We start from the raw sequence: 23,865 nt of genomic DNA, 5'->3' as shown, positions 1-23,865 counted from the left end.
CAGAGGTGACTGAAAGCTGCCGTATTCGCCCTATCAATGCTGATGGATTTTGCAGGTAAGGGCAGATTATCTTGGGGATATTCTTACTCGCACGGACGACCCTTCATGAGCGACGCCAACAGCGCCCTGATCACCCGTTTCTACGAAGCCTTCCAGCGCCTGGACGCCGAGGCGATGGTCGCCTGTTACACCGATGACATCGTGTTCAGCGACCCGGCGTTCGGCACCTTGCGCGGGCGCGATGCCGGTGACATGTGGCGCATGCTCGCATCCAGAGCCAAGGATTTCTCCCTGACGTTCGACAGCGTCAACAGCAACGAACGCAGCGGCGGCGCCCACTGGGTCGCGACCTATCTGTTCAGCCAGACCGGCCGTACGGTGGTCAACGATATCCAGGCACGTTTTCTGTTTCGCGATGGGAAGATTTGCGAACACCACGATCATTTCGATCTATGGCGCTGGTCGCGGCAGGCCTTGGGGGCCAAGGGCCTGCTGCTGGGATGGACGCCGCTGGTGCAGGGCAAGGTGCACCAGCAGGCGCTCAAAGGGCTACGCGCATTTCAGGCGGGGCGTTAAGCGTTTTCCGCGACCCGCTTGCGGCAGGCTTCGCCGAAGGCAGTGAACAGCTTCACCGAGTCCGGGTTGCTCTTGGCTTGCCATTCCGGGTGCCATTGCACCGCGCAGGTGAACTGCGGCAGGTCGGGGGCATGGATGGCTTCGATCAGGCCGTCTTCGGCATGGGCCAGCGGCGCCAGGCCTTCGCCCAGGGTCTTGATGCCCTGGCCGTGCAGCGAGTTGACCATGATCGAGTCGGTGCCCATCAGATCTGCGAACCAGGTACCCGGCACCAGGTCGATGCTGTGGCTCTCGGCGTACTGCACGTCGACCGGCTCGTCGGTGTCTTCACGGTGATCGTTGAAGCCATCTTCGGCGTAGACCTTCTGGTACATGTCACCGCCCAGGGCCACGTTGATTTCCTGCATGCCGCGGCAGATGCCGAGGATTGGCAGGCCACGGGCAATGGCGGCGCGAACCAGCGGAATGTCGAACAGGTCGCGGTCGCGGTCCTGGGCTTTTTCCGGGGTCAGGTTTTCCTGGCCGTACAGGGCCGGGTCGATGTTGCTGCCGGCACCGGTCAGGTACACGCCGTCGACCATGTCCAGGTATTGCTCGATGTCGTCGGTGCCGCAGCAGGTTGGCGCGAGCACGGCGACGCAACCGGCGATATCGGTCAGCGGCGTGATGTATTTGTGGGTCATTACTTGGTAGGCATGTCCCTTGCGCTCCTGGGCGCCCATGGACATCAGTACTACGGGTTTGCGGTTTTTCTTGGAAGGGTTTGCAGTATTGCTGTTTGACATACGTCACCTTGGTGACAGGCTGGACCTGTCGTGTTTTTTTGCAGGCGCTCTTGGCCTGTTTTCAGCAGGTTCCGTACAGTCGCTCGCAGGACGAGCGGCTTGGGCAACACCCCTGGTCAGAGGCAGCATCCGGGGGAATCCGGGAGTGCTCTGGCGCGATGGTCGTCTGCCCGAGCCGGCCTGATAGTGGCCGGAACCTGCGCACCAGTCTGCCAAAGCTGTAAAATATGTCAAACAATACCCGTGTTTTTTTTCACGGGTTTTTGCGCGCTCGTTGCCCTGCAGGCGGTGCGTTTAGCTGCCAAAGCCTTGGTCTGCCTAGCTCGGCACGGGTTTTTTAATCAATTATATTTGACAAGAATTTAAGTGTGTCGCGCTATGCCATGAACAGCGCTATTCAGGGCGATGGCAGGAACGTTAAGCTGAAACCTTGCAATCCTCTACCTGTCAGCAACGTGATCGAATCCAGTATCAACACCAATCCCGACCCCGTCAGCAAACCCTGGTACGTGTACCTGGTACGCGCTGAAAACGGTTCGCTCTACTGTGGCATCAGCGATGACCCGCAACGTCGCTTCGCCGCCCATCAACGGGGCAAGGGCGCGCGGTTTTTCCATTCAAGCCCGGCCGTGGCCCTGGTGTATGTCGAAGCCTGTGTCGACAAGGGTGAAGCCCTGCGCCAGGAACGCCTGATCAAGAAGCTGCGTAAAGTCGCCAAGGAAGCCCTGGTGGCGTCGTTCGCGCCGATCACCGGACTTGATGCTGTGTTATCGCCGTGAGCGGGTAGGCTTCTGCACGGGCCAAGGGTAAGCTCAAGGCTTGTCCTTCCTGTGGCGGAGCCCTAGATGACCGATCTGATCCTGCACCATTACCCCACCTCACCCTTTGCCGAAAAAGCCCGCCTGATGCTGGGCTTCAAGGGGGCGTCGTGGCGTTCAGTCCTGATCTCGCCGGTCATGCCCAAGCCCGACCTGACAGCGTTGACCGGCGGCTATCGCAAGACGCCGGTGCTGCAGGTGGGCGCCGACATCTATTGCGACACCGCCCTGATCGCGCGCCGCCTGGATCAGGAAAAAGCCTTGCCTGCGCTGTTTCCCGAAGGCCAGGAAATGACCGCCGCCATCTTCGCTGCCTGGGCCGATTCGGTGGTGTTCCAGCATGCAGTGAGCCTGGTGTTCCAACCCGAATCGGTGGCAGTGCGCTTTGCCCGTCTGCCACCCGAAGCGGTCAAGGCATTTATCGAAGACCGCAAGGCGCTGTTCAGTAGCGGCAGCTCACAACGCCTGTCAGCCGAACAGGCCAGGCACCAATGGCCGACGATCATGGCGCGCCTGGAGCAACAACTGCAGCGCGAGGAGGGCGATTACCTGTTCGGCGAGCCGTCGATTGCCGACTTCGCCATGGCCCACCCGTTATGGTTCCTCAAGGGCACGCCGGTGACGGCGCCGCTGGTGGACGCCTATCCGGCGGTGCATGCATGGCTCGGGCGAGTGCTGGGTTTTGGTCATGGTGCCTACAGCGAGCTCAGCAGCGAGGAGGCGCTGGCGATTGCACGCGATACGCTGCCAGCGCCATTGCCGGAGGAAGCCTTCAACGAACCCAATGGTTTCAGAACGGGTGATCGGGTGTCGATTGCCGCGACCGATTATGGCGTGGACCCGGTGGAAGGGGAGTTGGTGTTTGCCGGGGTCGAGGAACTTATTCTGCGTCGTGAGGATGAGCGTGCGGGGGTAGTGCATGTGCACTTCCCGCGGTTTGGTTTCAAGATAGACGCGCGCTGATCATATGGCCGTGTCACACAAGTCGCATTGCCATTCGAAGCGTTGCTGCTTGACGTTTTGTGAGTCCAGGCCGATTTGCAGGTTGAACTCACCGGGTTCTGCGGCGTACTCAAGGGATGAGTTGTAGAACTTCAAATCCTGCTCATTGACGGTGAAATGAAGGGTGCGTTCTTCACCGGCTTTGAGCATGATTTTCTGAAAGCCTTTCAGTTCCTTGACAGGCCTGCTGATTGACGCCGAGATATCCTGGATATAAAGCTGTACAACCGTTTCACCGTCGCGGGCTCCAGTGTTTTTAACAGTGACACTGGCGTCCAGCGACTCATCCGTCATCAGCCGTTGTGTCGATAGCGTGATGTCCGACAGGCTGAAATCGGTGTAGCTAAGCCCGTATCCGAATGGATACAACGGGCTATCAAGCAGGTCGAAGTACTGCGATTTATAAAGGGCTGACTCACCCGCTGTGAGCGGCCGCCCCGTGTTCAGGTGGTTGTAGTAAGTGGGAATCTGCCCCACCGAGCGAGGGAAGGTAATTGGCAACTTGCCTGAGGGGTTGTAGTCGCCCACGAGCACATCGGCAATGGCATTGCCGCCTTCGGTGCCGCTGAACCAGGTTTCCAGTACGGCGTCTGCAAGGTCGTGTTCTCCCCCAATCGTGAGTGGGCGTCCGTTCATCACTACCAGTACCAAGGGTTTGCCAGTGGCTTTCAATGCGCTGAGCAGTTCGCTCTGGCGACCCGGCAGATTGAGGTTGGTCCGGCTTGCGCCTTCGTGGGACATGCCGCGCGACTCACCGAGCACCGCAACGATGACATCGGATCGCCAGGCAATCTTGAGCGCTTCCTCTCGCATTTGCATAAACGAGCGCGAGTCGATATCGATTTTGCCATCGGCCAGTCTGTCGAAGCTGGATTTGTCCTCGGTAATATTCGCCCCTTTCGCGTAGAGGAGGGTGGCCGTGTTGCCCAAGGCATTTTTCAACCCGTCATAGACAGTCACTGACTGAGAGGCCTGACCGAGGGCATGCCAGCTGCCGAGAATATCCACTGGGTTTTTGGCCAGGGGGCCAATCAGAGCGATGGTGCCTTGCTTCTTCAAAGGCAAGGTGTGGTCGCGGTTTTTCAGCAATACCAGCGTCTTGCGCGCCACTTCTCGGGCTTGCGCCCTGTGTAATCGGCTTTCGGCATGGGCATCGGTCGGGTCGTCACTGGCCATGCCGATGCGTCGGTAAGGGTCGTCGAACAGGCCCATGTCATATTTGGCGTTCAATACATGGCGCACGGCATTGTCGAGGGCTTGTTCGGATACTTCTCCGGACCTTAGCAGCCCAGGCAGCGCTTGCCCGTAGTAGGTATCGCTCATGCTCATGTTGATACCGGCGCGAATGGCTAACCTGGCCGCATCCTGGCCATCGCGGGCAACGCCATGTTCAATCAATTCGGCAACAGCGCCATGATCGCTGAGCGTCAGCCCCTTGAAACCCCAGTCCCTGCGCAGCAGGTCCTGCAACAGCCAGGTATTGGCGGTCGCTGGCACACCGTTGAGCGTGGTCAAGGCTGTCATCAGTGAGCCCGCGCCCGCATCGATGGCTGCGCGGTAAGGGGGCAGATAGTCCTGGTACATGCGGACCATGCTCATGTCGATGCTGTTGTAATCGCGACCGCCTTCGACGGCCCCGTACAATGCGAAGTGCTTGACGCAGGCCATGATGCTGTCGGGTGAGCTCGGAGACTCGCCTTGAAATGCCTTGGTCATTACCCCGGCGATCCGGGAAACCAGGTAGGTGTCCTCGCCGAAGCCTTCCGAAATCCGCCCCCACCGTGGGTCACGGCTGATATCGACCATGGGCGCAAACGTCATGTCCATCCCATCGGAACTGGCTTCTTTGGCCGCAATACGACCGCTCAAGGCGATAGCGTCCATGTCCCAGCTGGAGGCCAGCCCGAGGCTGATGGGGAAAATGGTCCTGTGGCCATGGATAACGTCGTAGCTGAAAAACAGAGGGATTTTCAAGCGACTGTGTTTGACCGCTGCATCTTGCAGGGTGCGCAGTACTGCGCGACCCGCTGCACCGAACATCGCTCCAGTGTTGCCTGCTGCAATGGTCTGCAGTACTTCGGGTTCGGGCATTTCAGAACTGGTGAAGCGCTGACGCAACTGCCCGACTTTTTCTTCCGGAGTCATCTGCTCGAGCAGTTGGTTGATAAAGGCCGTTTTGTCGACTGGAAGAGCAGGGTGGGGGGCTGCAGACACGCAAGTGCCGTGCAGGCTTGCCAGGAGTGCCAATACACATGATCGATTGAAACCATCCATGGTTACCCCCTGTCGTCCCTAAGCCAAGGATGGGGGTATCAGCGCAGGCGGGCTACTGTCAGAAATGACAGGTTTTCACCCTTTTTACTACCGTTTGTCGGGAACAACGAGGCAGGGAGGGTTATTTGAGCGCTTCCAGGATCGCTTCAGGGTTGTACCCGCGAATGAAGGTGCCGTTCACATCCAGCATCGGAATGCCGCCTCCGCCCAGCGCTACATAGGTCTTGCGTCCTTCCACGTCCTTTTCGATATCGACTTCGCTGAAGGCAATGCCCTGCTGATCGAGAAAGCGCCGGGTCAGTTTGCAGTAGCCACACCACTCGGTGGAGTACAGCACGACCCGGGCGTTGCTCTGGCTGTGCCTCGCTGTTGCCGGGGGCGGGTTGAAGAAGTGTTCGATCTTGCCCCAGTGCTGGTAGACGACCACCACCAGCAGGATCAGCAGGAACTTCTTCAGGACGTTATGCAGCATCGCCTCAGTCCTTGCGGCGCTTGAGCTGATCGGTCAATTGGGTTGGCAAACCCTTGATGATCAGGGTGCCGGCTTCTTCGTCGTACTCGATCTTGGAGCCCAGCAAATGTGCTTCGAAGCTGATCGACAAGCCCTCGGCCCGACCGGTGAAACGGCGGAACTGGTTCAGGGTGCGTTTGTCGGCCGGGATTTCTGGCGAAAGCCCATAGTCCTTGTTGCGGATGTGGTCGTAGAAGGCTCGTGGACGGTCTTCGTCGATCAGGCCGGAGAGTTCTTCCAGGGCCACGGGCTCGCCCATTTTGGTCTGGCCGGTGGCGTAGTCGACCAATGCCTGGGTTTTCTCGCGGGCGGCTTCTTCGGGCAGGTCTTCGCTTTCTACGAAGTCGCTGAAGGCCTTGAGCAGGGTACGGGTTTCGCCCGGGCCGTCGACGCCTTCCTGGCAACCGATGAAGTCGCGGAAGTATTCCGAGACTTTCTTGCCGTTCTTGCCCTTGATGAAGGAGATGTATTGCTTCGATTGCTTGTTGTTTTGCCACTCGGAGATGTTGATCCGTGCGGCCAGGTGCAGTTGGCCCAGGTCCAGGTGGCGGGACGGGGTCACATCCAGTTCGGCGTTTACCGCCACGCCTTCGCTGTGGTGCAGCAGGGCGATGGCCAGGTAGTCGGTCATGCCTTGCTGGTAGTGGGCGAACAGCACATGGCCGCCGGTCGACAGGTTGGACTCTTCCATCAGCTTTTGCAGATGCTCGACCGCCACGCGGCTGAAGGCGGTGAAGTTCTGGCCACCCTCCAGGTATTCCTTGAGCCAGCCGCTGAACGGATGGGCACCGGATTCGGCGTGAAACAGACCCCAGGCCTTGCCTTGTTTGGCGTTGTAGCTGTCGTTGAGATCGGCCAGCAGGTTCTCGATGGCCTGGGACTCGGCGAGCTCCGAATCGCGGGCGTGCAGCACTGCAGGGGTGCCATCGGGTTTCTTGTCGATCAGGTGGACGATGCAATGACGGATCGGCATGGGCTTCTCGGTGTGAAAAAGGGTGATGGCGGCTAGTGGTTGTGCCGCGCTGCAAAGTCGCCAAGTGTAACCCAGCTGGGCCTTCAGGCTGTGTCATGGTGTTACAGGAGGGGGCTGCTGGAGCGTATTTCGGTCATTTTTTGCCCAAACCCCCGATAAACCTGAACAAATGGCCAGGTTATGGCGGATATTTATCTGTCTGTATGGTAGTTTTGCGCCGTCTAGCGCCTTACAAAGGTGTATAGCTCGCAGTTAGCTGCTGTCAGGTCGAACCAAACGCGTTTTTCAGCATCTACATTCGCGATTGGCGTCGCTGTAACCAGAGCGCCGAGGGCTGGTTCGATGGCCGACGCAGCACTCTGCAAACCAAATGAATTTGATAGGGAAGGAACACCACCATGGCAATTACCAAAGACCAACTGATCGCCGATATCGCTGAAGCTATCGACGCGCCGAAAACCACCGCGCGTAACGCTCTTGATCAATTGGGCCAGATCGTTGCTGATCAGCTGGAAAATGGCGGTGAAATCACTCTGCCAGGTATCGGCAAGCTGAAAATCACTGAGCGCCCTGCCCGCACCGGCCGCAACCCTTCGACTGGCGCTGCCATCGAAATCGCTGCAAAGAAAGTCGTCAAATTCGTGCCAGCTAAAGTGCTGACCGACTCTGTAAACAAGTAATTTGTAAACAGCGTCAAGAACCGCGCCTGGCTCACGTCAGGCGCGGTTTTTTTATGCCTGTTTCACCCAGCGTTGTTGCCGCCAGGTTTGCTGCCCCGTCTTGTCGAGGAAGGTCCAGGCCACGAAGCGGCTTTGCTTTTGCCCCTGGCCCATCTCCACGACGCGGGTTTCCAGTGCCCCGGCCTTTTTCAGGGCCGCCTGAATGCCCGGCAGGTTGGAGGCCTTGGACACCAGGGTACTGAACCAGAACACTTGCTGGCCCAGTTGCACGCTTTCGCTGATCAGTTGGTTGACGAAGCGAATCTCGCCGCCCTCGCACCAGAGCTCGTTGCCCTGGCCACCAAAGTTCAATACCGGCAGCTTGCGTTTGGGGTCGGCCTTGCCCAGTGCCCGCCACTTGCGCTGGCTGCCTCGGGTGGCTTCATCGAGCGACGAATGGAAGGGCGGGTTGCACAGCGTCACGTCGAAGCGTTCGTCGCTTTGCAGCAGGCCGAGCAGGATGTGCTTGCGGTTGGCTTGCTGGCGCAGGCTGATGGCTTTGCTCAAGCCGTTGGCCTGGACGATGGCCTTGGCCGAGGCCAGCGCCGTGGTGTCGATGTCCGAGCCCAGGAACTGCCAGCGGTAGTCGCTATGGCCGAGCAGGGGGTAGATGCAGTTGGCACCCACGCCGACGTCCAGCGCCCGCACGGCGGCGCCACGGGGGATCGTGCCTGCGTTGTACTCGGCGAGCAGGTCGGCGAGAAAGTGCAGGTAGTCGGCGCGGCCCGGAATGGGCGGGCACAGGTAGTCGGCCGGAATGTCCCAGTGGTTGATTCCGTACAGAGCCTTGAGCAGGGCGCGGTTGAAAACCTTGACCGCTGCCGGGTTGGCGAAGTCGATGCTTTCCTTGCCGTAGGGGTTGATGATCACGTACTGGCCCAGTTCCGGGCTGCTTTTGATCAGCTGGGGGAAGTCGTAACGGCCTTGGTGGCGGTTGCGGGGGTGTAGGGTGGGTTTGCTAGGCGTGGGCATGATGTGTCCGGTAAAAAGCATCGCGGGCAAGCCCGCTCCCACAGGAGGGAATGTTTGACCCTGTGGGAGCGGGCTTGCCCGCGATGGCGTTACTGAAGCGTACGAGGATTACAGACTGGCAATCCGCGCATGCTGCTCGGCCAGTTTGCCCAGGGCCTGTTCGGCCTCGGCCAGTTTGGCCCGTTCCTTGTCGATGACCTCCGCCGGTGCCTTGTCGACGAAGGCTGCGTTGGACAGCTTGCCGCCCACGCGTTGCACTTCGCCTTGCAGGCGCTGGATTTCCTTGTCCAGGCGAGCCAGTTCGGCGTTCTTGTCGATCAGGCCGGCCATGGGTACCAGCACTTCCATCTCACCGACCAGCGCAGTGGCGCTCAGCGGCGCTTCGGCGCCTTCGGCCAGCACGGTGATCGACTCGAGTTTGGCCAGCTTCTTGAGCAGGACTTCGTTTTCGCTCAGGCGACGCTGGTCTTCGCTGCTGGCGTTCTTGAGGAACAGCTGCAGAGGCTTGCCCGGGCCGATGTTCATTTCGCCGCGGATGTTGCGCACGCCCAGCATCAGGCCCTTGAGCCATTCGATGTCGTCTTCGGCGGCTGCGTCAATGCGTGCTTCGACGGCCACAGGCCATGGTTGCAGCATGATGGTCTTGCCTTCGGCACCGACCAGCGGCGCCAGGCGCTGCCAGATCTCTTCGGTGATGAACGGCATGAACGGGTGCGCCAGGCGCAGGGCCACTTCCAGTACGCGCACGAGGGTGCGACGGGTGCCGCGCTGACGCTCGATCGGTGCGTTCTCGTCCCACAGTACCGGCTTGGACAGCTCCAGGTACCAGTCGCAGTACTGGTTCCAGATGAACTCGTAGAGCGCCTGGGAGGCCAGGTCGAAACGGAACTGATCCAGTTGACGGGTCACTTCGGCTTCGGTGCGCTGCAGCTGCGAAATGATCCAGCGGTCGGCCAGCGACAGCTCGTAGGCTTCGCCGTTCTGGCCGCAGTCGTCGCCCTTGTCCAGCACGTAACGGGCGGCGTTCCAGATCTTGTTGCAGAAGTTGCGATAGCCTTCGACGCGGCCCATGTCGAACTTGATGTCGCGACCGGTGGATGCCAGCGAGCAGAAGGTGAAGCGCAGGGCATCGGTGCCGTAGCTGGCGATACCTTCGGCGAACTCCTGACGGGTCTGCTTTTCGATCTTCTTGGCCAGTTGCGGCTGCATCAGGCCGGTGGTGCGTTTTTGCACCAGCTCTTCAAGCTCGATGCCGTCGATGATGTCCAGAGGGTCCAGGACGTTGCCTTTGGACTTGGACATCTTCTGGCCCTGGCCGTCACGCACCAGGCCATGGACGTAGACGGTCTTGAACGGTACTTGCGGGGTGCCGTCTTCGTTTTTCACCAGGTGCATGGTGAGCATGATCATCCGGGCGACCCAGAAGAAGATGATGTCGAAGCCGGTGACCAGTACGTCGGTGGAGTGGAACGTCTTGAGGAAGTCGGTCTGCTGCGGCCAGCCCAGGGTGGAGAAGGTCCACAGGCCCGAGCTGAACCAGGTGTCGAGTACGTCGTTGTCCTGTTGCAGCGCAACGTCCGGGCCCAGGTTGTGCTTGGCGCGCACTTCGGCCTCGTCGCGGCCGACGTAGACTTTGCCCGATTCGTCGTACCAGGCCGGAATCCGGTGGCCCCACCACAGCTGTCGGCTGATGCACCAGTCCTGGATGTCACGCATCCAGGAGAAGTACATGTTTTCGTATTGCTTGGGCACGAACTGGATGCGGCCATCTTCCACGGCGGCGATGGCAGGTTCGGCCAGCGGCTTGGTAGAGACGTACCACTGGTCGGTCAGCCACGGCTCGATGATGGTGCCGGAGCGGTCGCCTTTCGGCACTTTCAGGGCGTGGTCGTCGACGCTGACCAGCAGGCCGGCCTCTTCGAAGGCTGCGACGATTTCGCGGCGCGCCTGGAAGCGGTCCAGGCCCGCGTAATCAGCTGGCAGGGTGCCATCGACCTGTTCGTTGAGGGTGCCGTCGAGGTTGAACACCTGGGCGGCAGCCAACACGTTGGCATTCTTGTCGAAGATGTTGATCAGCGGCAGGTTGTGGCGTTTGCCGACTTCGTAGTCGTTGAAGTCGTGGGCTGGCGTGATTTTCACGCAGCCGGTGCCGAATTCAGGATCGCAGTAGTCGTCGGCAATGATCGGGATGCGGCGGCCGACCAGCGGCAGCTCGACGAACTTGCCGATCAGGGCCTTGTAGCGCTCGTCTTCCGGGTTCACGGCCACGGCGGCGTCGCCGAGCATGGTTTCCGGACGGGTGGTGGCGACGATCAGGTAGTCATGACCTTCTGCGGTCTTGACGCCATCGGCCAGCGGGTAGCGCAGGTTCCACAGGTTGCCTTTCTCGTCGTGGTTCTCCACTTCAAGGTCGGAAATTGCTGTGTGCAGCTTGGTGTCCCAGTTGACCAGGCGCTTGCCGCGGTAGATCAGGCCGTCTTCGTGCAGGCGCACGAAGGCTTCCTTGACCGCTTCCGACAGGCCGTCGTCCATGGTGAAGCGCTCGCGGCTCCAGTCCACCGACGAGCCCAGGCGACGGATCTGCCGGCTGATGTTGCCGCCGGACTGCTCCTTCCATTCCCAGACCTTTTCGAGGAATTTTTCCCGGCCCAGGTCGTGGCGGTTCTGGCCCTGCGCTTCGAGCTGGCGTTCTACCAGCATCTGCGTGGCGATACCGGCGTGGTCGGTGCCTGGTTGCCACAGGGTGTTGCGGCCCTGCATGCGGCGGAAACGGATCAGGGCGTCCATGATCGCGTTGTTGAAACCATGGCCCATGTGCAGGCTGCCGGTAACGTTCGGCGGCGGGATCATGATGGTGTACGAGTCGCCCGCGCCTTGCGGGGCGAAATAATTCTCGGACTCCCAGGTCTGGTACCAGGAAGTTTCAATGGCGTGCGGCTGGTAGGTCTTATCCATGCGCGGCGGGACCCTATGGCATTTATTCAGGAAAGCCGACAAGTATAACGGGGAAGAGGCGCGGGGCGTAGAGCGAGGTGATGGCAGGTGGGATAAATGTTGTAGCTACTGGCCTCATCGCTGGCAAGCCAGCTCCCACAGAGGTCTGCGGTGAACTCTGTGGGAGCTGGCTTGCCAGCGATGCGGCCCAAAGGGCCGCTGACTACTCCGGATAGTGGCTCAACAACCAATCCAGCCGCGCATCCAGCCGCCGCTTGACCTCGTTCTCGATATGCGGTGCGAAATCGTCGATCACGTCTTGCATGATCAATTGTGCCGCAGCGCGCAGTTCGACATCCAGGTGCAGCAGGGTTTCCTGGCGCTTGGCCTGCGGGTCTGGCTGAGCTTCGACCTTCGGCGGTGGTGGCGGCGCTGGCGCCGTGACTACCGGTTCGTCGATCTGCTCGAACAGCATGGGAATCTGGTCGCTGCCTTCGACCGTTTCGGTCAGCAGCGGCGGTTGCAGGGTGTCATCGCCGAGCAGTTGGCGGATCGACTCGAGGTCGTCCAGCAGTTGCACGGGCTTGGTTGAAGTTTTGGGATTGTCCATCTTGAACTCAGAGTCGCTGGAGGCGGTGATCTTGCAGAGGATAGCCCTGTTCACGGTAGAAACGGAAACTCTCCCGTGCAGCCTGACGGATCGCGGCGTCTTCGACCACCACTTCGGCCACGCGGGCAAAGTGCTTGAAGAAGGGTGGGACGCTCAGGTCGAGGTTCACCAGCAGATCCTGATGCGAACCTGCATCCGGGCCAAGACCCAGGGCGATCGAGGCTTGGGGATCGTCTTCGGCGATGCTGTGCGGGATGAAACTCTCGCCCTTGAAACTCCACAGGCGGGCATCGAGTTCGTCGCGCTGGGCGGCATCACTGCAATGCAAGTAGACGCGGTGCCCCAGGCGCCAGGCTTTTTCCGTGAGCTTGCAGGCGAAATCCAGGCGCGCCGAGGGCGATGCGCTGGGGAGAATGTAGAAATCGACTTTGGTCATATCCCTTCCGCAACCCGGCTGCGCCTTGTGGCGACGCAGCCGGATCGATCAGTTTCAGGCGTTGGCGCGATCGAGCAGGTACTGGGTCAACAGGGGCACCGGACGGCCGGTGGCGCCCTTGTCCTTGCCGCCGCTGAGCCAGGCCGTGCCGGCGATGTCCAGGTGCGCCCACTGGTAATCCTTGGTGAAGCGCGACAGGAAGCAACCTGCGGTGATGGCGCCGGCTTTCGGCCCGCCGATGTTGGCGATGTCGGCAAACGGGCTGTCCAGTTGCTCCTGGTATTCGTCGAACAGCGGAAGCTGCCAGGCGCGGTCGTCGGCGCGCTTGCCTGCGCTGAGCAGTTGCTCGGCCAGGGCCTCGTCGTTGCCCATCAGGCCTGTGGCGTGGCCACCCAAAGCAACTACGCAGGCGCCGGTCAGGGTGGCGATGTCGATCACGGCCTGGGGCTTGAAGCGGGCGGCGTAGGTCAGGGTGTCGCACAGCACCAGGCGGCCTTCGGCGTCGGTGTTGAGGATCTCCACGGTCTGGCCGCTCATGGTGCTGACAATGTCGCCCGGGCGAGTGGCATTGCCGCTTGGCATGTTTTCGGCGCAGGCCAGCAGGCACACCAGGTTGACCGGCAGCTGCAGTTCGAGCACGGCGGTGAGGGTGCCGAGCACGCTGGCGGCGCCGCACATGTCGTACTTCATTTCATCCATGCCGGCACCCGGTTTGAGGCTGATGCCGCCAGTGTCGAAGGTGATGCCCTTGCCAACCAGCACGAACGGCTTCTCGGATTTTTTGCCGCCCTGGTAGTTGAGCACGATCAGTCGTGGTGGCTGTGCGCTACCCTGGCCCACGGCCAGGAAGGCGCCCATGCCCAGTTCCTTGAGCTTTTTCTCGTCGAGGACGTCGACCTTGAGGTTTTTGTTAGCCTTGCCCAGGTCCTTGGCCTGCTCGGCGAGGAAGCTCGGGTGGCAGATGTTCGGCGGCAGGTTGCCCAGATCGCGGGTGAACTTCATGCCTTTGGTGATCGCCCGGGCGTGCGCGATGGCGCGCTCGACGTCGGCCTGGTTGGCCTTGGTGGTCAGCAGGGTGATCTTTTTCAGGGCGCGTTGGTCGGCTTTCTGGCTTTTGAAACGATCGAATACATATCCGCCGTCCAGCAGGGTTTCGGCCAGCAGGCGCGACTTGCCATAGGTTTCGCGGCCTTTGACGGTCAATTCGTCCAGGGCCAGTACCGCATCGCTGCCGCCCAGGCCGTTGAGCGCGTTCAGAGCGCTGGCGGCGAGTTTGCGAAAGGCGCGGTCGCCCAGTTCTGCGTCCTTGCCGGTGCCGACCAGCAGCACACGCTCGGCCTTGAGGTTCGGCAGACTGTGCAGCAGCAGGGTCTGGCCGGCCTTGCCGGTCAGGTCGCCGCGCTTGAGCACGGCGCTGATCGCACCGCCGCTGACTTCATCCAGCTTGCCGGCTGTGGTGCCGAGCTTTCGGCCTTCGCCGACTGCGACCACCAGGGTAGCGGTTTTCAACGTTTCTGCGGCTACGCTTTTTACAACCAATTCCATTTCCGGGTCCCCGAATGAACTGTCAGTTTTCGCACGGTCTATTGATGCGAGTGAAACAGCCTGGCGTCGTGGTGACGCGCCAGCGGTAAAGCTGTCAGTTTGAGCCTTAGTTGCCGAGGCTGACAACCCTGTGATGCAGCCTGTTGCAATGCCATGAGAGTGCCAAGTGACAGGCACGTTCAATCACAGGATAATGCGCCGACTTTTTCGGTGGCTCGTGCCCACGCGCCGGCAACTTTCGCGGCTGCTATGTTTTACTTGTTTGGCCCCCTGAGCCTGACAACCCTGGAGTGTCTGGTTTGATCGTCTTCCGTTATCTTTCCCGCGAGGTCATGGTTACCTTGAGCGCTGTCAGCGCTGTGTTGCTGGTAATCATCATGAGCGGGCGCTTCATCAAATACCTGGCCCAAGCGGCGCAAGGCGCACTCGATCCAAGCGTGCTGTTCCTCATCATGGGCTTTCGTCTGCCCGGATTCCTGCAACTGATTCTGCCGCTGGGGCTGTTTCTCGGGATTCTGCTGGCGTACGGACGGTTGTACCTGGAAAGCGAGATGACCGTGCTTGCGGCCACCGGCATGAGCCAGCGGCGGCTGCTGGCCATGACGATGTTCCCGGCGGTCATCGTGGCCCTGCTGGTGGCGTGGCTGAGCTTGAGCCTGGCCCCGCAAGGCGTGGCCCGGGTGGCACAGATCATCAACCAGCAGGATGCAATGACCGAGTTCGACACGCTGGTGCCGGGGCGCTTCCAGACCCTGCGCGACGGCACGCGGGTCACTTATACCGAGCAATTGTCCGAAGACCGCGCGCGCTTGGCCGGGGTGTTCATTTCCGAGAAGAAATTGCCCGACGATCAAAGCAAGGATCGTGGCATCACGGTGTTGGTGGCAGAGAAAGGCCGGCAGGAAATCCACCCCGACGGCAATCGTTACCTGATCCTGGATAACGGCTATCGCTACGATGGCAATCCTGGCCAGGCCGATTACCGTGCTATCAAGTACGACACCTATGGCGTATTGCTACCCAAGCCTGAAGTCAGCGAAGACATCACCGAGCGGGAAGCCATCCCGACTTCCGCGCTGCTGAGCGGCACGACCCTGCGCGAGAAATCCGAACTGCAGTGGCGCCTGTCGTTGCCGCTGCTGGTCTTCATCGTGACCCTGATGGCGGTACCGCTGTCGCGGGTCAACCCGCGCCAGGGCCGTTTCCTCAAGTTGCTACCGGCGATTCTTCTGTATATGGCTTACCTGACGATATTGATCTCCGTGCGTGGCGCGGTGGATAAAGGCAAATTGCCGATCGGGCCGGGCCTGTGGTGGGTCCACGGGTTGTTCCTGTGCATCGGCCTGGGGTTGATGCTCTGGGAGCCGATGAAGCTCAAGCGTGCCAGCCGCCGTGCGGAGGTGGCCCGTGGGTAAGATTGATCGTTACATCGGCAGCAGCGTCCTCGTGGCGATCCTCGGAGTGTTGGGGGTCATTCTGGGGTTGGCGTCGTTGTTTGCCTTCATTGATGAGATGAGCGACGTCAGTGATACCTACACGTTGTGGGATGCCGGCAGCTACGTATTGATGACCGTGCCTCGGCGCTTGTACGACATGCTGCCGATGGCCGCCCTGATCGGTTGCCTGATCGGCCTGGGCAGCCTGGCCAGTCACAGTGAACTGACCATCATGCGCTCGGCCGGGGTTTCGGTTGGCCGCATTGTCTGGGCGGTGATGAAGCCGATGCTGCTGCTGATGCTGGCCGGGGTGCTGATTGGCGAGTATGTGGCGCCGCAAACCGAGAACCAGGCCCAGGCAGCACGCTCGCTGGCGCAGGGTGGAGGTGAAGCGCAAACGTCCAAGCGCGGCGTCTGGCACCGTCAGGGCGACGAGTACGTGCATATCAACTCTGTGCAACCCAATGGCCTGCTGTACGGTGTCACGCGCTATCGCTTTGACGGCGAGCGCCATATGCTGACGTCCAGCTTTACGCGCACGGCCCAGTATGAGACTGATCACTGGAATATGACCGACGTGACCACCACCCATTTCCGTGGAGATAGCACTGAAGTCATCAAGATGCCGGAAGAACGCTGGGACGTGGCGCTGACGCCGGAGTTGCTGAGCACCGTCGTGGTTGCGCCTGAATCCCTGTCGATCTCGGGGCTGTGGACCTACATCAACTACCTGTCTGATCAGGACTTGAACAATGACCGTTACTGGCTGGCTTTCTGGACCAAGGTCCTGCAGCCGTTGGTGACGGTAGCGCTGGTGTTGATGGCAATTTCCTTCATCTTCGGCCCGCTGCGCTCGGTGACTCTGGGTCAGCGCGTGTTCACCGGTGTGCTGGTGGGCTTCGTGTTCCGCATCGTCCAGGATCTGCTGGGGCCATCGAGTCAGGTATTCGGTTTCTCGCCGCTGCTGGCAGTGGCGGTGCCGGCCGGGGTCTGTGCCCTGATTGGGGTGTGGTTACTGCGTCGGGCGGGTTGAACCTTCGTCCATAAAAAAAGCCGACCCTTGGGTCGGCTTTTTTTATTTGGTTTTCTTCGGAATCCGTACCAGCTGACTATCTGAATAGATGTCATGCCAGCTGCGCTTCTTCTTGTCGATCAACACCCAGAAAAACCCCAGCCCCAGGCACAGCCAGGACGCAATAGAGACGATAAAGCGCAGCAGGGCCTGCCACAGGCTGATGGCGCTGCCGTCGACGTTCTGCACGCGTACGCCCCACACCTGCATGCCCAGTGTCTGCCCGGCGTGGGTCCAGAACTTGGCGAAGAAGGCAAACAGCACGAACAACAGGATCGTCGACAGCAGCGGGTCGCCATCCAGCGCGCCAGCCTCGGAGAGTTCGCGCAAGCGGGCTTCACCGATGAACGCCATCATGATCAGCTTGTAGATCAGGGTGGTGACCATCAGCAGCGCAGTGCAGAGCAGGAAGTCGTAGAACATCGCCGCCAGGCGACGGCCCAGGCCCACGGGAGGGAAGTCGCCCTGGGGACGCAACAGGTGTTTCGGCATGGCGGGGCAGCACTCCGTGCAGTTAAAAAACGCCTATTCTACGGAATCGCAGGCACAAAAAAGCCCCTGCTGTTGCCAGCAGGGGCTTTTTTGTGGGGGACGAATCAGCCTTCGGCTTGAACTTCGTCAGCTTGCATGCCTTTTTGGCCTTGCACTGCAACGAAAGTCACTTTCTGACCTTCTTTCAGGCTCTTGAAGCCGTTGCCCTGAATAGCGCGGAAATGCACGAACAGATCCGGACCGCTTTCTGGAGTGATAAAACCAAAACCTTTCTCGTCGTTAAACCACTTGACGGTACCGCTCTGACGTTGCGACATAGCTTATTTCCTTGGAACTTAGAATTAGTGACAGCTTCTTTCAACTGAAAGAGTACTGGGCTGGGTTGCAGGAAAGTAAGAGACGCAGAACGGGTTGTAGCAAATCTTAGCTACTGCCCAGGTCACGAACCATAGCGACCCATGCAAACACAGTGAGGAAACTCTACGCTAACTCCGGGAACAAAAACAACCCCTGAAGACCGCTGGTTTTCTACCTTTTAGGCCCGTTTTGAGGCTTTTTTTCCATGCTCATTCCAGCTGGTTTTTTCAGCTGTGTTCGACTTGTTACAAAGCGATTTCGATAACGAAACTCGCAAACCTTTTCGTGGCGATGACATGAGAGCAAACGCGCTTCTCGTGGCCATCGCCACGGTGGGTTTTCGGAATCAACCGCGGTAGTAGCGCTGAGGCACGAACGGCATTTTGCTCACCTTCATTGCCACACGCTTGCCACGCACGATGGCCCAGACCGGGGTATCCAGGGCCGTGTGTGCGGCATCCAGGTAACCCATGGCGACCGGGCCACCCAGTGTCGGGCCGAATCCACCGCTGCAGACGCGGCCGATGGTGGTGCCCGCTTCATCGACGATATCGGCATCTTCACGTACCGGCGTGCGTTCCTGTGGCAGCAGGCCGACGCGTTTGCGTGCCACGCCTTGCTGTTGCTGGTTGAAGACAGTCGCCGCACCGGGGAAACCACCAGCTCGGGCGCCGTCGGCCCGGCGAGCCTTGGAGATGGCCCAGAGCAAGCTCGCCTCAATCGGTGAGGTTTCGGTATTCATGTCGTGGCCATACAGGCACAGGCCGGCTTCCAGACGCAGCGAGTCGCGAGCGCCAAGGCCGATCGCGGCCACTTCCGGTTCGGCCAGCAGGCGGCGGGCCAGGGCTTCGGTGCTGGCGGCCGGTACGGAAATTTCAAAGCCGTCTTCGCCGGTGTACCCGGAGCGGCTCACATAGCAGTCGACGCCGAGCAACTTCACGCTGGCAAATTGCATGAAGGTCATCTTCGCAACTTCCGGTGCCAGGCGTTCCAGCACTTTCACTGCGGCTGGGCCTTGCAGGGCGAGCAGGGCGCGTTCTTCGAACAGCGGCTGGACCGTGCACTGGTCGCCCAGGTGCTTGCGCAGGTGCGCCAGGTCCTGGTCCTTGCAGGCGGCATTGACCACCAGGAACAACTCGTCGTTGCCCAGGTTGGCGACCATCAGATCGTCGAGAATGCCGCCTTGATCATTAGTGAACATTGCATAGCGCTGCATGCCCACCGGCAGATCGATGATATCGACCGGCACCAGGGCCTCCAGGGCCTTGGCGGCGTTTGCGCCGACCAGGCGGATCTGACCCATGTGCGAGACGTCGAACAGGCCGGCCTGTTCGCGGGTGTGCAGGTGTTCTTTCATCACGCCCAAGGGGTACTGGACCGGCATGTCGTAACCGGCGAAAGGTACCATGCGCGCGCCCAGTTCCAGGTGCAGGGCGTGGAGCGGGGTTTGCAGCAGTTGTTCGGTGGACATGCATGACTCCTAGCATTCGATGATGTTGACGGCCAGACCGCCACGGGCGGTCTCCTTGTATTTGCTTTTCATGTCGGCGCCGGTCTGGCGCATGGTGCGGATGACCTTGTCGAGGGAGACGAAGTGCTGGCCGTCCCCGCGCAGGGCCATGCGCACGGCATTGATGGCCTTGACCGAGCCCATGGCGTTGCGTTCGATGCAGGGCACCTGGACCAGCCCGCCGATCGGGTCGCAGGTCAGCCCGAGGTTGTGTTCCATGCCGATTTCGGCGGCGTTCTCAACCTGTTGAACCGTGCCGCCGAGTACTTCGCACAAGGCACCGGCAGCCATCGAGCAGGCCACGCCGACTTCACCCTGGCAGCCGACTTCGGCGCCGGAGATCGAGGCGTTTTCCTTATAGAGGATGCCGATGGCGGCGGCGGTGAGCAGGAAACGCACCACGCCGTCTTCGTTGGCGCCCGAAATAAAGCGCATGTAGTAGTGCAGTACCGCCGGGACTATCCCGGCTGCGCCGTTGGTCGGTGCCGTGACCACGCGCCCGCCGCTGGCGTTTTCTTCGTTCACGGCCAGGGCGTACAGATTGACCCAGTCGAGTACCGACAGTGCATCGCGCAGCGCGGCTTCGGGGTGCTGGCACAGTTGCCGGTGCAGGGCCGGAGCACGGCGCTTGACCTTCAAACCGCCAGGTAGAATGCCCTCGTTGCGGCAACCGGCGGCGACGCAGTCCTGCATCACTTGCCAGATTTTCAACAGGCCCGCGCGGGTTTCGGCTTCGGGGCGCCAGGCGCTTTCGTTGGTCAGCATCACCTGGCTGATGGAGAGGCCATAGGTGGCGCAGTGGCCGAGCAGGTCCTTGGCGCTTTTGAAGGGGAAGGTCAGCGGCGTGCTGTCTTCGACGATACGGTCGGCGCCGGCTGCGTCTTCATCGACCACGAAACCGCCACCCACCGAATAGTATTCGCGGCTGCGGATCTGCAGGCCGGCGGCGTCGAAGGCGCGAAAGATCATGCCGTTGGGGTGATACGCCAGCGGTTTGCGGATCATCGCCAGATGGAGTTTTTCATTGAATTCAATGCTGTGTTCACCGAGCAGATTCAAGCGCCCGCTGCTGCGGATTTCCTGCAGGCGTTCGGCAATGGTCTCGGTATTCACGGTATCGGGGTGTGCACCTTCAAGGCCCAGAAGAACGGCCTTGTCACTGCCGTGGCCCTTGCCGGTGGCGCCGAGCGAGCCGTAGAGCTCGACTTTGACGCAGGTGGTAGCGGCCAGCAGCCCTTCTCGGCGCAAGCCTTCGACGAAACGCGCAGCGGCGCGCATCGGACCGACGGTATGGGAGCTGGAGGGGCCGATGCCGATTTTGAACAGGTCGAACACACTTAAAGACATGGTTGTTCTCCGGTTTCTTTTTTGTTTGCTGCCGCTTTGCGGCAGATCGCTGGCAAGCCAGCTCCCACAGGGGATCCATGTGCAACACAGTCCACTGTGGGAGCTGGCTTGCCAGCGATGACGGCCTACCAGTCAATACAGTTTAGTAGCCCGAGCGACTCAGACGTCCTGATAGTTCTCGATCGACGGGCAAGCACACACCAGGTTGCGGTCGCCGAACACGTTGTCGACGCGACCGACCGGCGGCCAGTACTTGCCTTCGATCAAGGACGCCAGCGGGAACACCGCCTGTTCGCGGCTGTAGGGGTGAGCCCACTCGCCGGTCAGTTCCGCTGCAGTGTGCGGAGCGTTCTTCAGCGGGTTGTCGTCCTTGTTCAGGGTGCCATTTTCCACGGCGCGAATTTCTTCGCGGATGCAGATCATCGCGTCGCAGAAACGATCCAGTTCCTGCTTGGACTCGCTTTCGGTCGGTTCGATCATCAGCGTGCCGGCCACCGGGAAGGACATGGTCGGGGCGTGGAAGCCGAAGTCGATGAGGCGCTTGGCCACGTCGTCGACGCTGATGCCGCTGGTTTCCTTGAGCGGGCGCAGGTCGAGGATGCACTCGTGTGCAACCAGGCCATTGCTGCCCGAGTACAGGACCGGGAAGTGTTCTTCCAGGCGGCGTGCGATGTAGTTGGCATTGAGGATTGCCAGCTGCGAGGCACGCTTGAGGCCTTCGCCGCCCATCATGCGGATGTACATCCAGGTGATCGGCAGGATGCTGGCGCTGCCGAACGGTGCCGCGCAGACCGCGCCTTCCTTGCGCTCCATGTGGCCGTGGCCAGGCAGGAACTGCGCCAGGTGTGCCTTGACGCCGATCGGGCCGACGCCCGGGCCGCCACCGCCGTGGGGGATGCAGAAGGTCTTGTGCAGGTTCAGGTGCGACACGTCGCCACCGAACTTGCCCGGCGCACAGAGGCCGACCATGGCGTTCATGTTGGCGCCGTCGATGTACACCTGGCCACCGTTGTCATGGATGATCGCGCAGATTTCGCGGATGCCTTCCTCGAACACGCCGTGGGTCGACGGGTAGGTGATCATCAGTGCGGCGAGGTGTTCGCGGTGCTCTATGGCCTTGGCGCGCAGGTCTTCGATGTCGACGTTGCCACGGGCGTCGCAGGCGGTCACGACCACACGCATGCCGGCCATGTGCGCGGTCGCAGGGTTGGTGCCGTGAGCCGAGGACGGGATCAGGCAGATGTCGCGACGATCATCGCCACGGCTCTGGTGATAGGCACGGATGGCCAGCAGGCCTGCGTATTCACCCTGGGAGCCGGCGTTGGGTTGCAGCGACACGGCGTCGTAGCCGGTGGCGGCGCAGAGCATCGCTTCCAGCTCGTCGGTCAACAGTTGATAGCCTTTGCTCTGCTCGGCGGGTGCGAACGGGTGCAGGTTGCCGAACTCGGCCCAGGTCACCGGGATCATTTCGCTGGCGGCGTTGAGCTTCATGGTGCACGAGCCCAGCGGGATCATGGTGCGGTCCAGCGCCAGGTCCTTGTCGGCCAGACGGCGCAGGTAGCGCATCAGCTCGGTTTCGGAGTGATAACGGTTGAACACCGGGTGGCTGAGGATGGCCGAGCCGCGTACCAATGTTTGCGGAATACGCGATTCAACGCTGGCGGCCAGGGCGGCGAAGTCAGGCAGGGCCTGGCCTTGCGCTGCAAACAACTGCCACAGGGTTTCCACATCGGCCTGGCGGCTGGTTTCGTCCAGGGACAGACCCAGGCGCTGGGCGTCGATTTCACGCAGGTTGAGCTGCTGGCCACGGGCCTTGGCATGCAGTTCGGCGGTGGCGCTGCCGGTGCTCAGGGTCAGGGTGTCGAAGAAGTGTTCCTGCTCGACGGTCACGCCCAGGGTGACCAGGCCCTTGGCCAGGATCGCGGTCAGCTGGTGGGTGCGCCGGGCGATCTGCTGCAGGCCCTGCGGACCGTGGTAGACCGCGTACATGCTGGCGATGTTGGCCAGCAGCACCTGCGCGGTGCAGATGTTGCTGGTGGCCTTCTCGCGACGGATGTGTTGTTCGCGGGTTTGCATGGCCAGGCGCAGGGCCGGCTTGCCGAAGCGGTCGATGGACATGCCGACCAGGCGGCCCGGCATGTCGCGCTTGAACGCTTCGCGGGTGGAGAAGTAGGCGGCATGCGGGCCACCGAAGCCCAGCGGCACGCCAAAACGCTGGGCGCTGCCGATAGCGACGTCGGCACCGAACTCGCCTGGCGGGGTCAGCAGGGTCAGGGCCAGCAGGTCGGCGGCGACGGCCACCAGAGCGTTGGCCGCGTGGAAACGCTCGACCAGCTCGCGGTAGTCGAACAGATCGCCATTGCTGGCCGGGTATTGCAACAGGGCGCCGAAGAAAGCGCTGACATCGGTCAGTTCGCGCTCATCGCCTACCACGACCTCAATGCCCAGTGGCTCGGCACGGGTGCGCAGCACGTCCAGGGTTTGCGGGTGGCAATGGCTGGAGGCGAAGAAGGCGTGGCTGCCCTTGTTCTTGCTCAGGCGTTTGCAGAAGGTCATGGCTTCGGCAGCGGCGGTAGCTTCGTCGAGCAGGGAGGCGTTGGCGATTGGCAGGCCGGTCAGGTCGCTGATCAGGGTCTGGAAGTTCAGCAGGGCTTCCAGGCGGCCCTGGGAAATTTCTGGCTGGTACGGGGTGTAGGCGGTGTACCAGGCCGGGTTTTCGAGCAGGTTGCGCAGAATCGGCGCCGGCGTGTGGGTGTTGTAGTAGCCCTGGCCGATGTAGGTCTTGAACAGCTGGTTCTGGCTGGCGATGGCCTTGATGGCCGCCAGGGCATCGGCTTCGCTCTGGCCGGCCGGCATGTCGAGCACGCTGGTGCCCTTGATGCTGTCCGGGATCACGCTGGCGCTGAGTGCTTCAAGGGAGTCGAAGCCCAGGGAGGCGAGCATGCTTTGCTCATCTGCCTGGCGTGGGCCGATGTGGCGGGCGATGAATTCGTTGTCGGTGCTGAGGTTGATCGAGTGGGTCATGGTGGTTCCTCAGGCGTCGGCGTTGGCTTTGATCAGACGGTCGTAGGCGTCCTGATCGAGCAGTTGGGCTACAGCGGCGGCATCTGCCGGGATGAAGCGGAAGAACCAGCCTTCGCCCAGCGGGTCTTCGTTGACCAGTTCAGGGCTGCTATCGAGAGCGGGGTTCACTTCGATCACTTCCCCGTCCAGTGGCATGTAGACACCGCTGGCAGCTTTAACTGATTCAACGGTCGCTGCTTCAGCGCCCTTGTCATAGTTTTGAAGCTCCGGGAGCTGCACAAAGACCACATCGCCCAGTGCGTTTTGCGCAAAAGCGGTGATGCCGACAGTCACACTGCCGTCAGCTTCGGCGCGCAGCCATTCGTGGTCTTCAGTAAAACGCAACTCGCTCATGGAAATTCCTCAGAGGGACAGCGGGTGTCCGGTGGACGCGATTGAATGCTCATGCAGGGCAGAGCGTGAATGAGCTAAG

At 60.9% G+C, this 23,865-nt stretch carries 21 protein-coding genes; 6 read left to right on the top strand and 15 right to left on the bottom strand.

Annotated features, from left to right (window positions below; genetic code table 11):
* Nucleotides 1-105: 105 nt before the first annotated feature.
* On the top strand, nucleotides 106-576 hold the full coding sequence (locus F2S13_RS04395) for a nuclear transport factor 2 family protein (RefSeq protein ID WP_166359249.1): 471 nt from the start codon (nucleotides 106-108) through the stop codon (nucleotides 574-576).
* On the opposite strand, the gene F2S13_RS04390 is transcribed toward F2S13_RS04395, so the two are convergent.
* Nucleotides 573-1,361: a gamma-glutamyl-gamma-aminobutyrate hydrolase family protein gene (locus tag F2S13_RS04390; RefSeq protein ID WP_166359248.1), complete on the bottom strand. Its 789-nt coding sequence runs from the start codon at nucleotides 1,359-1,361 to the stop codon at nucleotides 573-575. The genes F2S13_RS04395 and F2S13_RS04390 overlap by 4 nt on opposite strands.
* 455 nt (nucleotides 1,362-1,816) lie before the next feature.
* Here F2S13_RS04390 and F2S13_RS04385 point away from each other — a divergent pair, with 455 nt between their 5' ends.
* Both F2S13_RS04385 and F2S13_RS04380 read left to right on the top strand, forming a co-directional pair.
* Nucleotides 1,817-2,140, top strand: a complete 324-nt coding sequence (locus F2S13_RS04385; protein WP_343047269.1) for a GIY-YIG nuclease family protein — start codon at nucleotides 1,817-1,819, stop codon at nucleotides 2,138-2,140.
* A 66-nt stretch (nucleotides 2,141-2,206) separates the two neighbouring features.
* Nucleotides 2,207-3,142, top strand: a complete 936-nt coding sequence (locus F2S13_RS04380; RefSeq protein WP_166359246.1) for a glutathione S-transferase family protein — start codon at nucleotides 2,207-2,209, stop codon at nucleotides 3,140-3,142.
* Here F2S13_RS04380 and bglX read toward each other — a convergent pair whose 3' ends face one another.
* The 3 genes from bglX to yejK form a co-directional block, all read right to left on the bottom strand.
* Nucleotides 3,143-5,455: a beta-glucosidase BglX gene (bglX, locus tag F2S13_RS04375; protein WP_166359245.1), complete on the bottom strand. Its 2,313-nt coding sequence runs from the start codon at nucleotides 5,453-5,455 to the stop codon at nucleotides 3,143-3,145.
* Nucleotides 5,456-5,576: 121 nt separating this feature from the next.
* Nucleotides 5,577-5,927, bottom strand: a complete 351-nt coding sequence (locus F2S13_RS04370; RefSeq protein ID WP_166359244.1) for a glutaredoxin family protein — start codon at nucleotides 5,925-5,927, stop codon at nucleotides 5,577-5,579.
* Between the two features lie 4 nt (nucleotides 5,928-5,931).
* On the bottom strand, nucleotides 5,932-6,939 hold the full coding sequence (gene yejK, locus F2S13_RS04365) for a nucleoid-associated protein YejK (RefSeq protein WP_166359243.1): 1,008 nt from the start codon (nucleotides 6,937-6,939) through the stop codon (nucleotides 5,932-5,934).
* A gap of 398 nt (nucleotides 6,940-7,337) precedes the next feature.
* Between yejK and F2S13_RS04360 the strand changes: the two genes are divergently transcribed.
* Nucleotides 7,338-7,619, top strand: a complete 282-nt coding sequence (locus F2S13_RS04360; protein ID WP_166359242.1) for an HU family DNA-binding protein — start codon at nucleotides 7,338-7,340, stop codon at nucleotides 7,617-7,619.
* A 51-nt stretch (nucleotides 7,620-7,670) separates the two neighbouring features.
* Here the strand turns inward: F2S13_RS04360 and rlmF are convergent, their stop codons facing one another.
* The 5 genes from rlmF to F2S13_RS04335 form a co-directional block, all read right to left on the bottom strand.
* On the bottom strand, nucleotides 7,671-8,630 hold the full coding sequence (rlmF, locus tag F2S13_RS04355; protein WP_178118978.1) for a 23S rRNA (adenine(1618)-N(6))-methyltransferase RlmF: 960 nt from the start codon (nucleotides 8,628-8,630) through the stop codon (nucleotides 7,671-7,673).
* A gap of 108 nt (nucleotides 8,631-8,738) precedes the next feature.
* The gene (locus tag F2S13_RS04350; RefSeq protein ID WP_166359241.1) at nucleotides 8,739-11,585 is read right to left on the bottom strand and encodes a valine--tRNA ligase; all 2,847 of its coding nucleotides are present in this window, start codon (nucleotides 11,583-11,585) and stop codon (nucleotides 8,739-8,741) included.
* A 202-nt stretch (nucleotides 11,586-11,787) separates the two neighbouring features.
* Nucleotides 11,788-12,174 carry a DNA polymerase III subunit chi gene (locus F2S13_RS04345; protein WP_166359240.1) on the bottom strand — a complete coding sequence of 129 codons (387 nt, stop codon included), beginning with the start codon at nucleotides 12,172-12,174 and terminating at the stop codon, nucleotides 11,788-11,790.
* Between the two features lie 7 nt (nucleotides 12,175-12,181).
* A complete protein-coding gene (locus F2S13_RS04340) occupies nucleotides 12,182-12,610 on the bottom strand; it encodes a DNA polymerase III subunit chi (protein ID WP_166359239.1) in 429 nt (142 codons plus the stop codon).
* Between the two features lie 54 nt (nucleotides 12,611-12,664).
* Nucleotides 12,665-14,155 (bottom strand): leucyl aminopeptidase, encoded by a 1,491-nt coding sequence (locus F2S13_RS04335; protein ID WP_166359238.1) that lies wholly within the window; start codon nucleotides 14,153-14,155, stop codon nucleotides 12,665-12,667.
* Between the two features lie 299 nt (nucleotides 14,156-14,454).
* On the opposite strand from F2S13_RS04335, the gene lptF reads away from it, so the two are divergent.
* Entirely contained in the window at nucleotides 14,455-15,570 is a 1,116-nt protein-coding gene (lptF, locus tag F2S13_RS04330; protein WP_166359237.1) for an LPS export ABC transporter permease LptF, read from the top strand.
* Nucleotides 15,563-16,624, top strand: coding sequence for an LPS export ABC transporter permease LptG (gene lptG, locus F2S13_RS04325; protein WP_166359236.1), 1,062 nt, complete (start codon nucleotides 15,563-15,565; stop codon nucleotides 16,622-16,624). Before lptF ends, lptG begins: the two co-directional genes overlap by 8 nt.
* A 42-nt stretch (nucleotides 16,625-16,666) precedes the next feature.
* Here the strand turns inward: lptG and F2S13_RS04320 are convergent, their stop codons facing one another.
* The 6 genes from F2S13_RS04320 to gcvH form a co-directional block, all read right to left on the bottom strand.
* A complete protein-coding gene (locus F2S13_RS04320; protein WP_166359235.1) occupies nucleotides 16,667-17,155 on the bottom strand; it encodes an RDD family protein in 489 nt (162 codons plus the stop codon).
* Between the two features lie 104 nt (nucleotides 17,156-17,259).
* Entirely contained in the window at nucleotides 17,260-17,472 is a 213-nt protein-coding gene (locus F2S13_RS04315) for a cold-shock protein (RefSeq protein ID WP_007934683.1), read from the bottom strand.
* A gap of 386 nt (nucleotides 17,473-17,858) precedes the next feature.
* On the bottom strand, nucleotides 17,859-18,983 hold the full coding sequence (gcvT, locus tag F2S13_RS04310; protein ID WP_166359234.1) for a glycine cleavage system aminomethyltransferase GcvT: 1,125 nt from the start codon (nucleotides 18,981-18,983) through the stop codon (nucleotides 17,859-17,861).
* A 9-nt stretch (nucleotides 18,984-18,992) separates the two neighbouring features.
* Nucleotides 18,993-20,369, bottom strand: a complete 1,377-nt coding sequence (locus F2S13_RS04305; protein ID WP_166359233.1) for an L-serine ammonia-lyase — start codon at nucleotides 20,367-20,369, stop codon at nucleotides 18,993-18,995.
* A 159-nt stretch (nucleotides 20,370-20,528) separates the two neighbouring features.
* A complete protein-coding gene (gene gcvP, locus F2S13_RS04300; RefSeq protein ID WP_166359232.1) occupies nucleotides 20,529-23,393 on the bottom strand; it encodes an aminomethyl-transferring glycine dehydrogenase in 2,865 nt (954 codons plus the stop codon).
* 9 nt (nucleotides 23,394-23,402) lie between these two features.
* Nucleotides 23,403-23,786: a glycine cleavage system protein GcvH gene (gene gcvH, locus F2S13_RS04295; RefSeq protein WP_166359231.1), complete on the bottom strand. Its 384-nt coding sequence runs from the start codon at nucleotides 23,784-23,786 to the stop codon at nucleotides 23,403-23,405.
* Nucleotides 23,787-23,865 lie beyond the last annotated feature (79 nt).

It is taken from the genome of Pseudomonas akapageensis (assembly GCF_011355085.1).
GTDB classification, from domain to species: Bacteria; Pseudomonadota; Gammaproteobacteria; order Pseudomonadales; family Pseudomonadaceae; genus Aquipseudomonas; species Aquipseudomonas akapageensis.
The sequence above is the reverse complement of the archived record's forward strand: the minus strand, read 5'-3'. Positions and strand labels throughout refer to the sequence as shown.

Bases quoted from the DNA above. Each gene is read 5' to 3' on its own strand.
- F2S13_RS04395 (WP_166359249.1), top strand. From the start codon at position 106: ATGAGCGACGCCAACAGCGCCCTGATCACCCGTTTCTACGAAGCCTTC.
- F2S13_RS04305 (WP_166359233.1), bottom strand. From the start codon at position 20,369: ATGTCTTTAAGTGTGTTCGACCTGTTCAAAATCGGCATCGGCCCCTCC.
- F2S13_RS04315 (WP_007934683.1), bottom strand. From the start codon at position 17,472: ATGTCGCAACGTCAGAGCGGTACCGTCAAGTGGTTTAACGACGAGAAA.
- F2S13_RS04350 (WP_166359241.1), bottom strand. From the start codon at position 11,585: ATGGATAAGACCTACCAGCCGCACGCCATTGAAACTTCCTGGTACCAG.
- gcvH (WP_166359231.1), bottom strand. From the start codon at position 23,786: ATGAGCGAGTTGCGTTTTACTGAAGACCACGAATGGCTGCGCGCCGAA.
- bglX (WP_166359245.1), bottom strand. From the start codon at position 5,455: ATGGATGGTTTCAATCGATCATGTGTATTGGCACTCCTGGCAAGCCTG.
- yejK (WP_166359243.1), bottom strand. From the start codon at position 6,939: ATGCCGATCCGTCATTGCATCGTCCACCTGATCGACAAGAAACCCGAT.
- F2S13_RS04380 (WP_166359246.1), top strand. From the start codon at position 2,207: ATGACCGATCTGATCCTGCACCATTACCCCACCTCACCCTTTGCCGAA.
- gcvT (WP_166359234.1), bottom strand. From the start codon at position 18,983: ATGTCCACCGAACAACTGCTGCAAACCCCGCTCCACGCCCTGCACCTG.
- F2S13_RS04345 (WP_166359240.1), bottom strand. From the start codon at position 12,174: ATGGACAATCCCAAAACTTCAACCAAGCCCGTGCAACTGCTGGACGAC.
- rlmF (WP_178118978.1), bottom strand. From the start codon at position 8,630: ATGCCCACGCCTAGCAAACCCACCCTACACCCCCGCAACCGCCACCAA.
- F2S13_RS04370 (WP_166359244.1), bottom strand. From the start codon at position 5,927: ATGCTGCATAACGTCCTGAAGAAGTTCCTGCTGATCCTGCTGGTGGTG.
- F2S13_RS04390 (WP_166359248.1), bottom strand. From the start codon at position 1,361: ATGTCAAACAGCAATACTGCAAACCCTTCCAAGAAAAACCGCAAACCC.
- F2S13_RS04335 (WP_166359238.1), bottom strand. From the start codon at position 14,155: ATGGAATTGGTTGTAAAAAGCGTAGCCGCAGAAACGTTGAAAACCGCT.
- gcvP (WP_166359232.1), bottom strand. From the start codon at position 23,393: ATGACCCACTCGATCAACCTCAGCACCGACAACGAATTCATCGCCCGC.
- F2S13_RS04320 (WP_166359235.1), bottom strand. From the start codon at position 17,155: ATGCCGAAACACCTGTTGCGTCCCCAGGGCGACTTCCCTCCCGTGGGC.
- F2S13_RS04360 (WP_166359242.1), top strand. From the start codon at position 7,338: ATGGCAATTACCAAAGACCAACTGATCGCCGATATCGCTGAAGCTATC.
- F2S13_RS04340 (WP_166359239.1), bottom strand. From the start codon at position 12,610: ATGACCAAAGTCGATTTCTACATTCTCCCCAGCGCATCGCCCTCGGCG.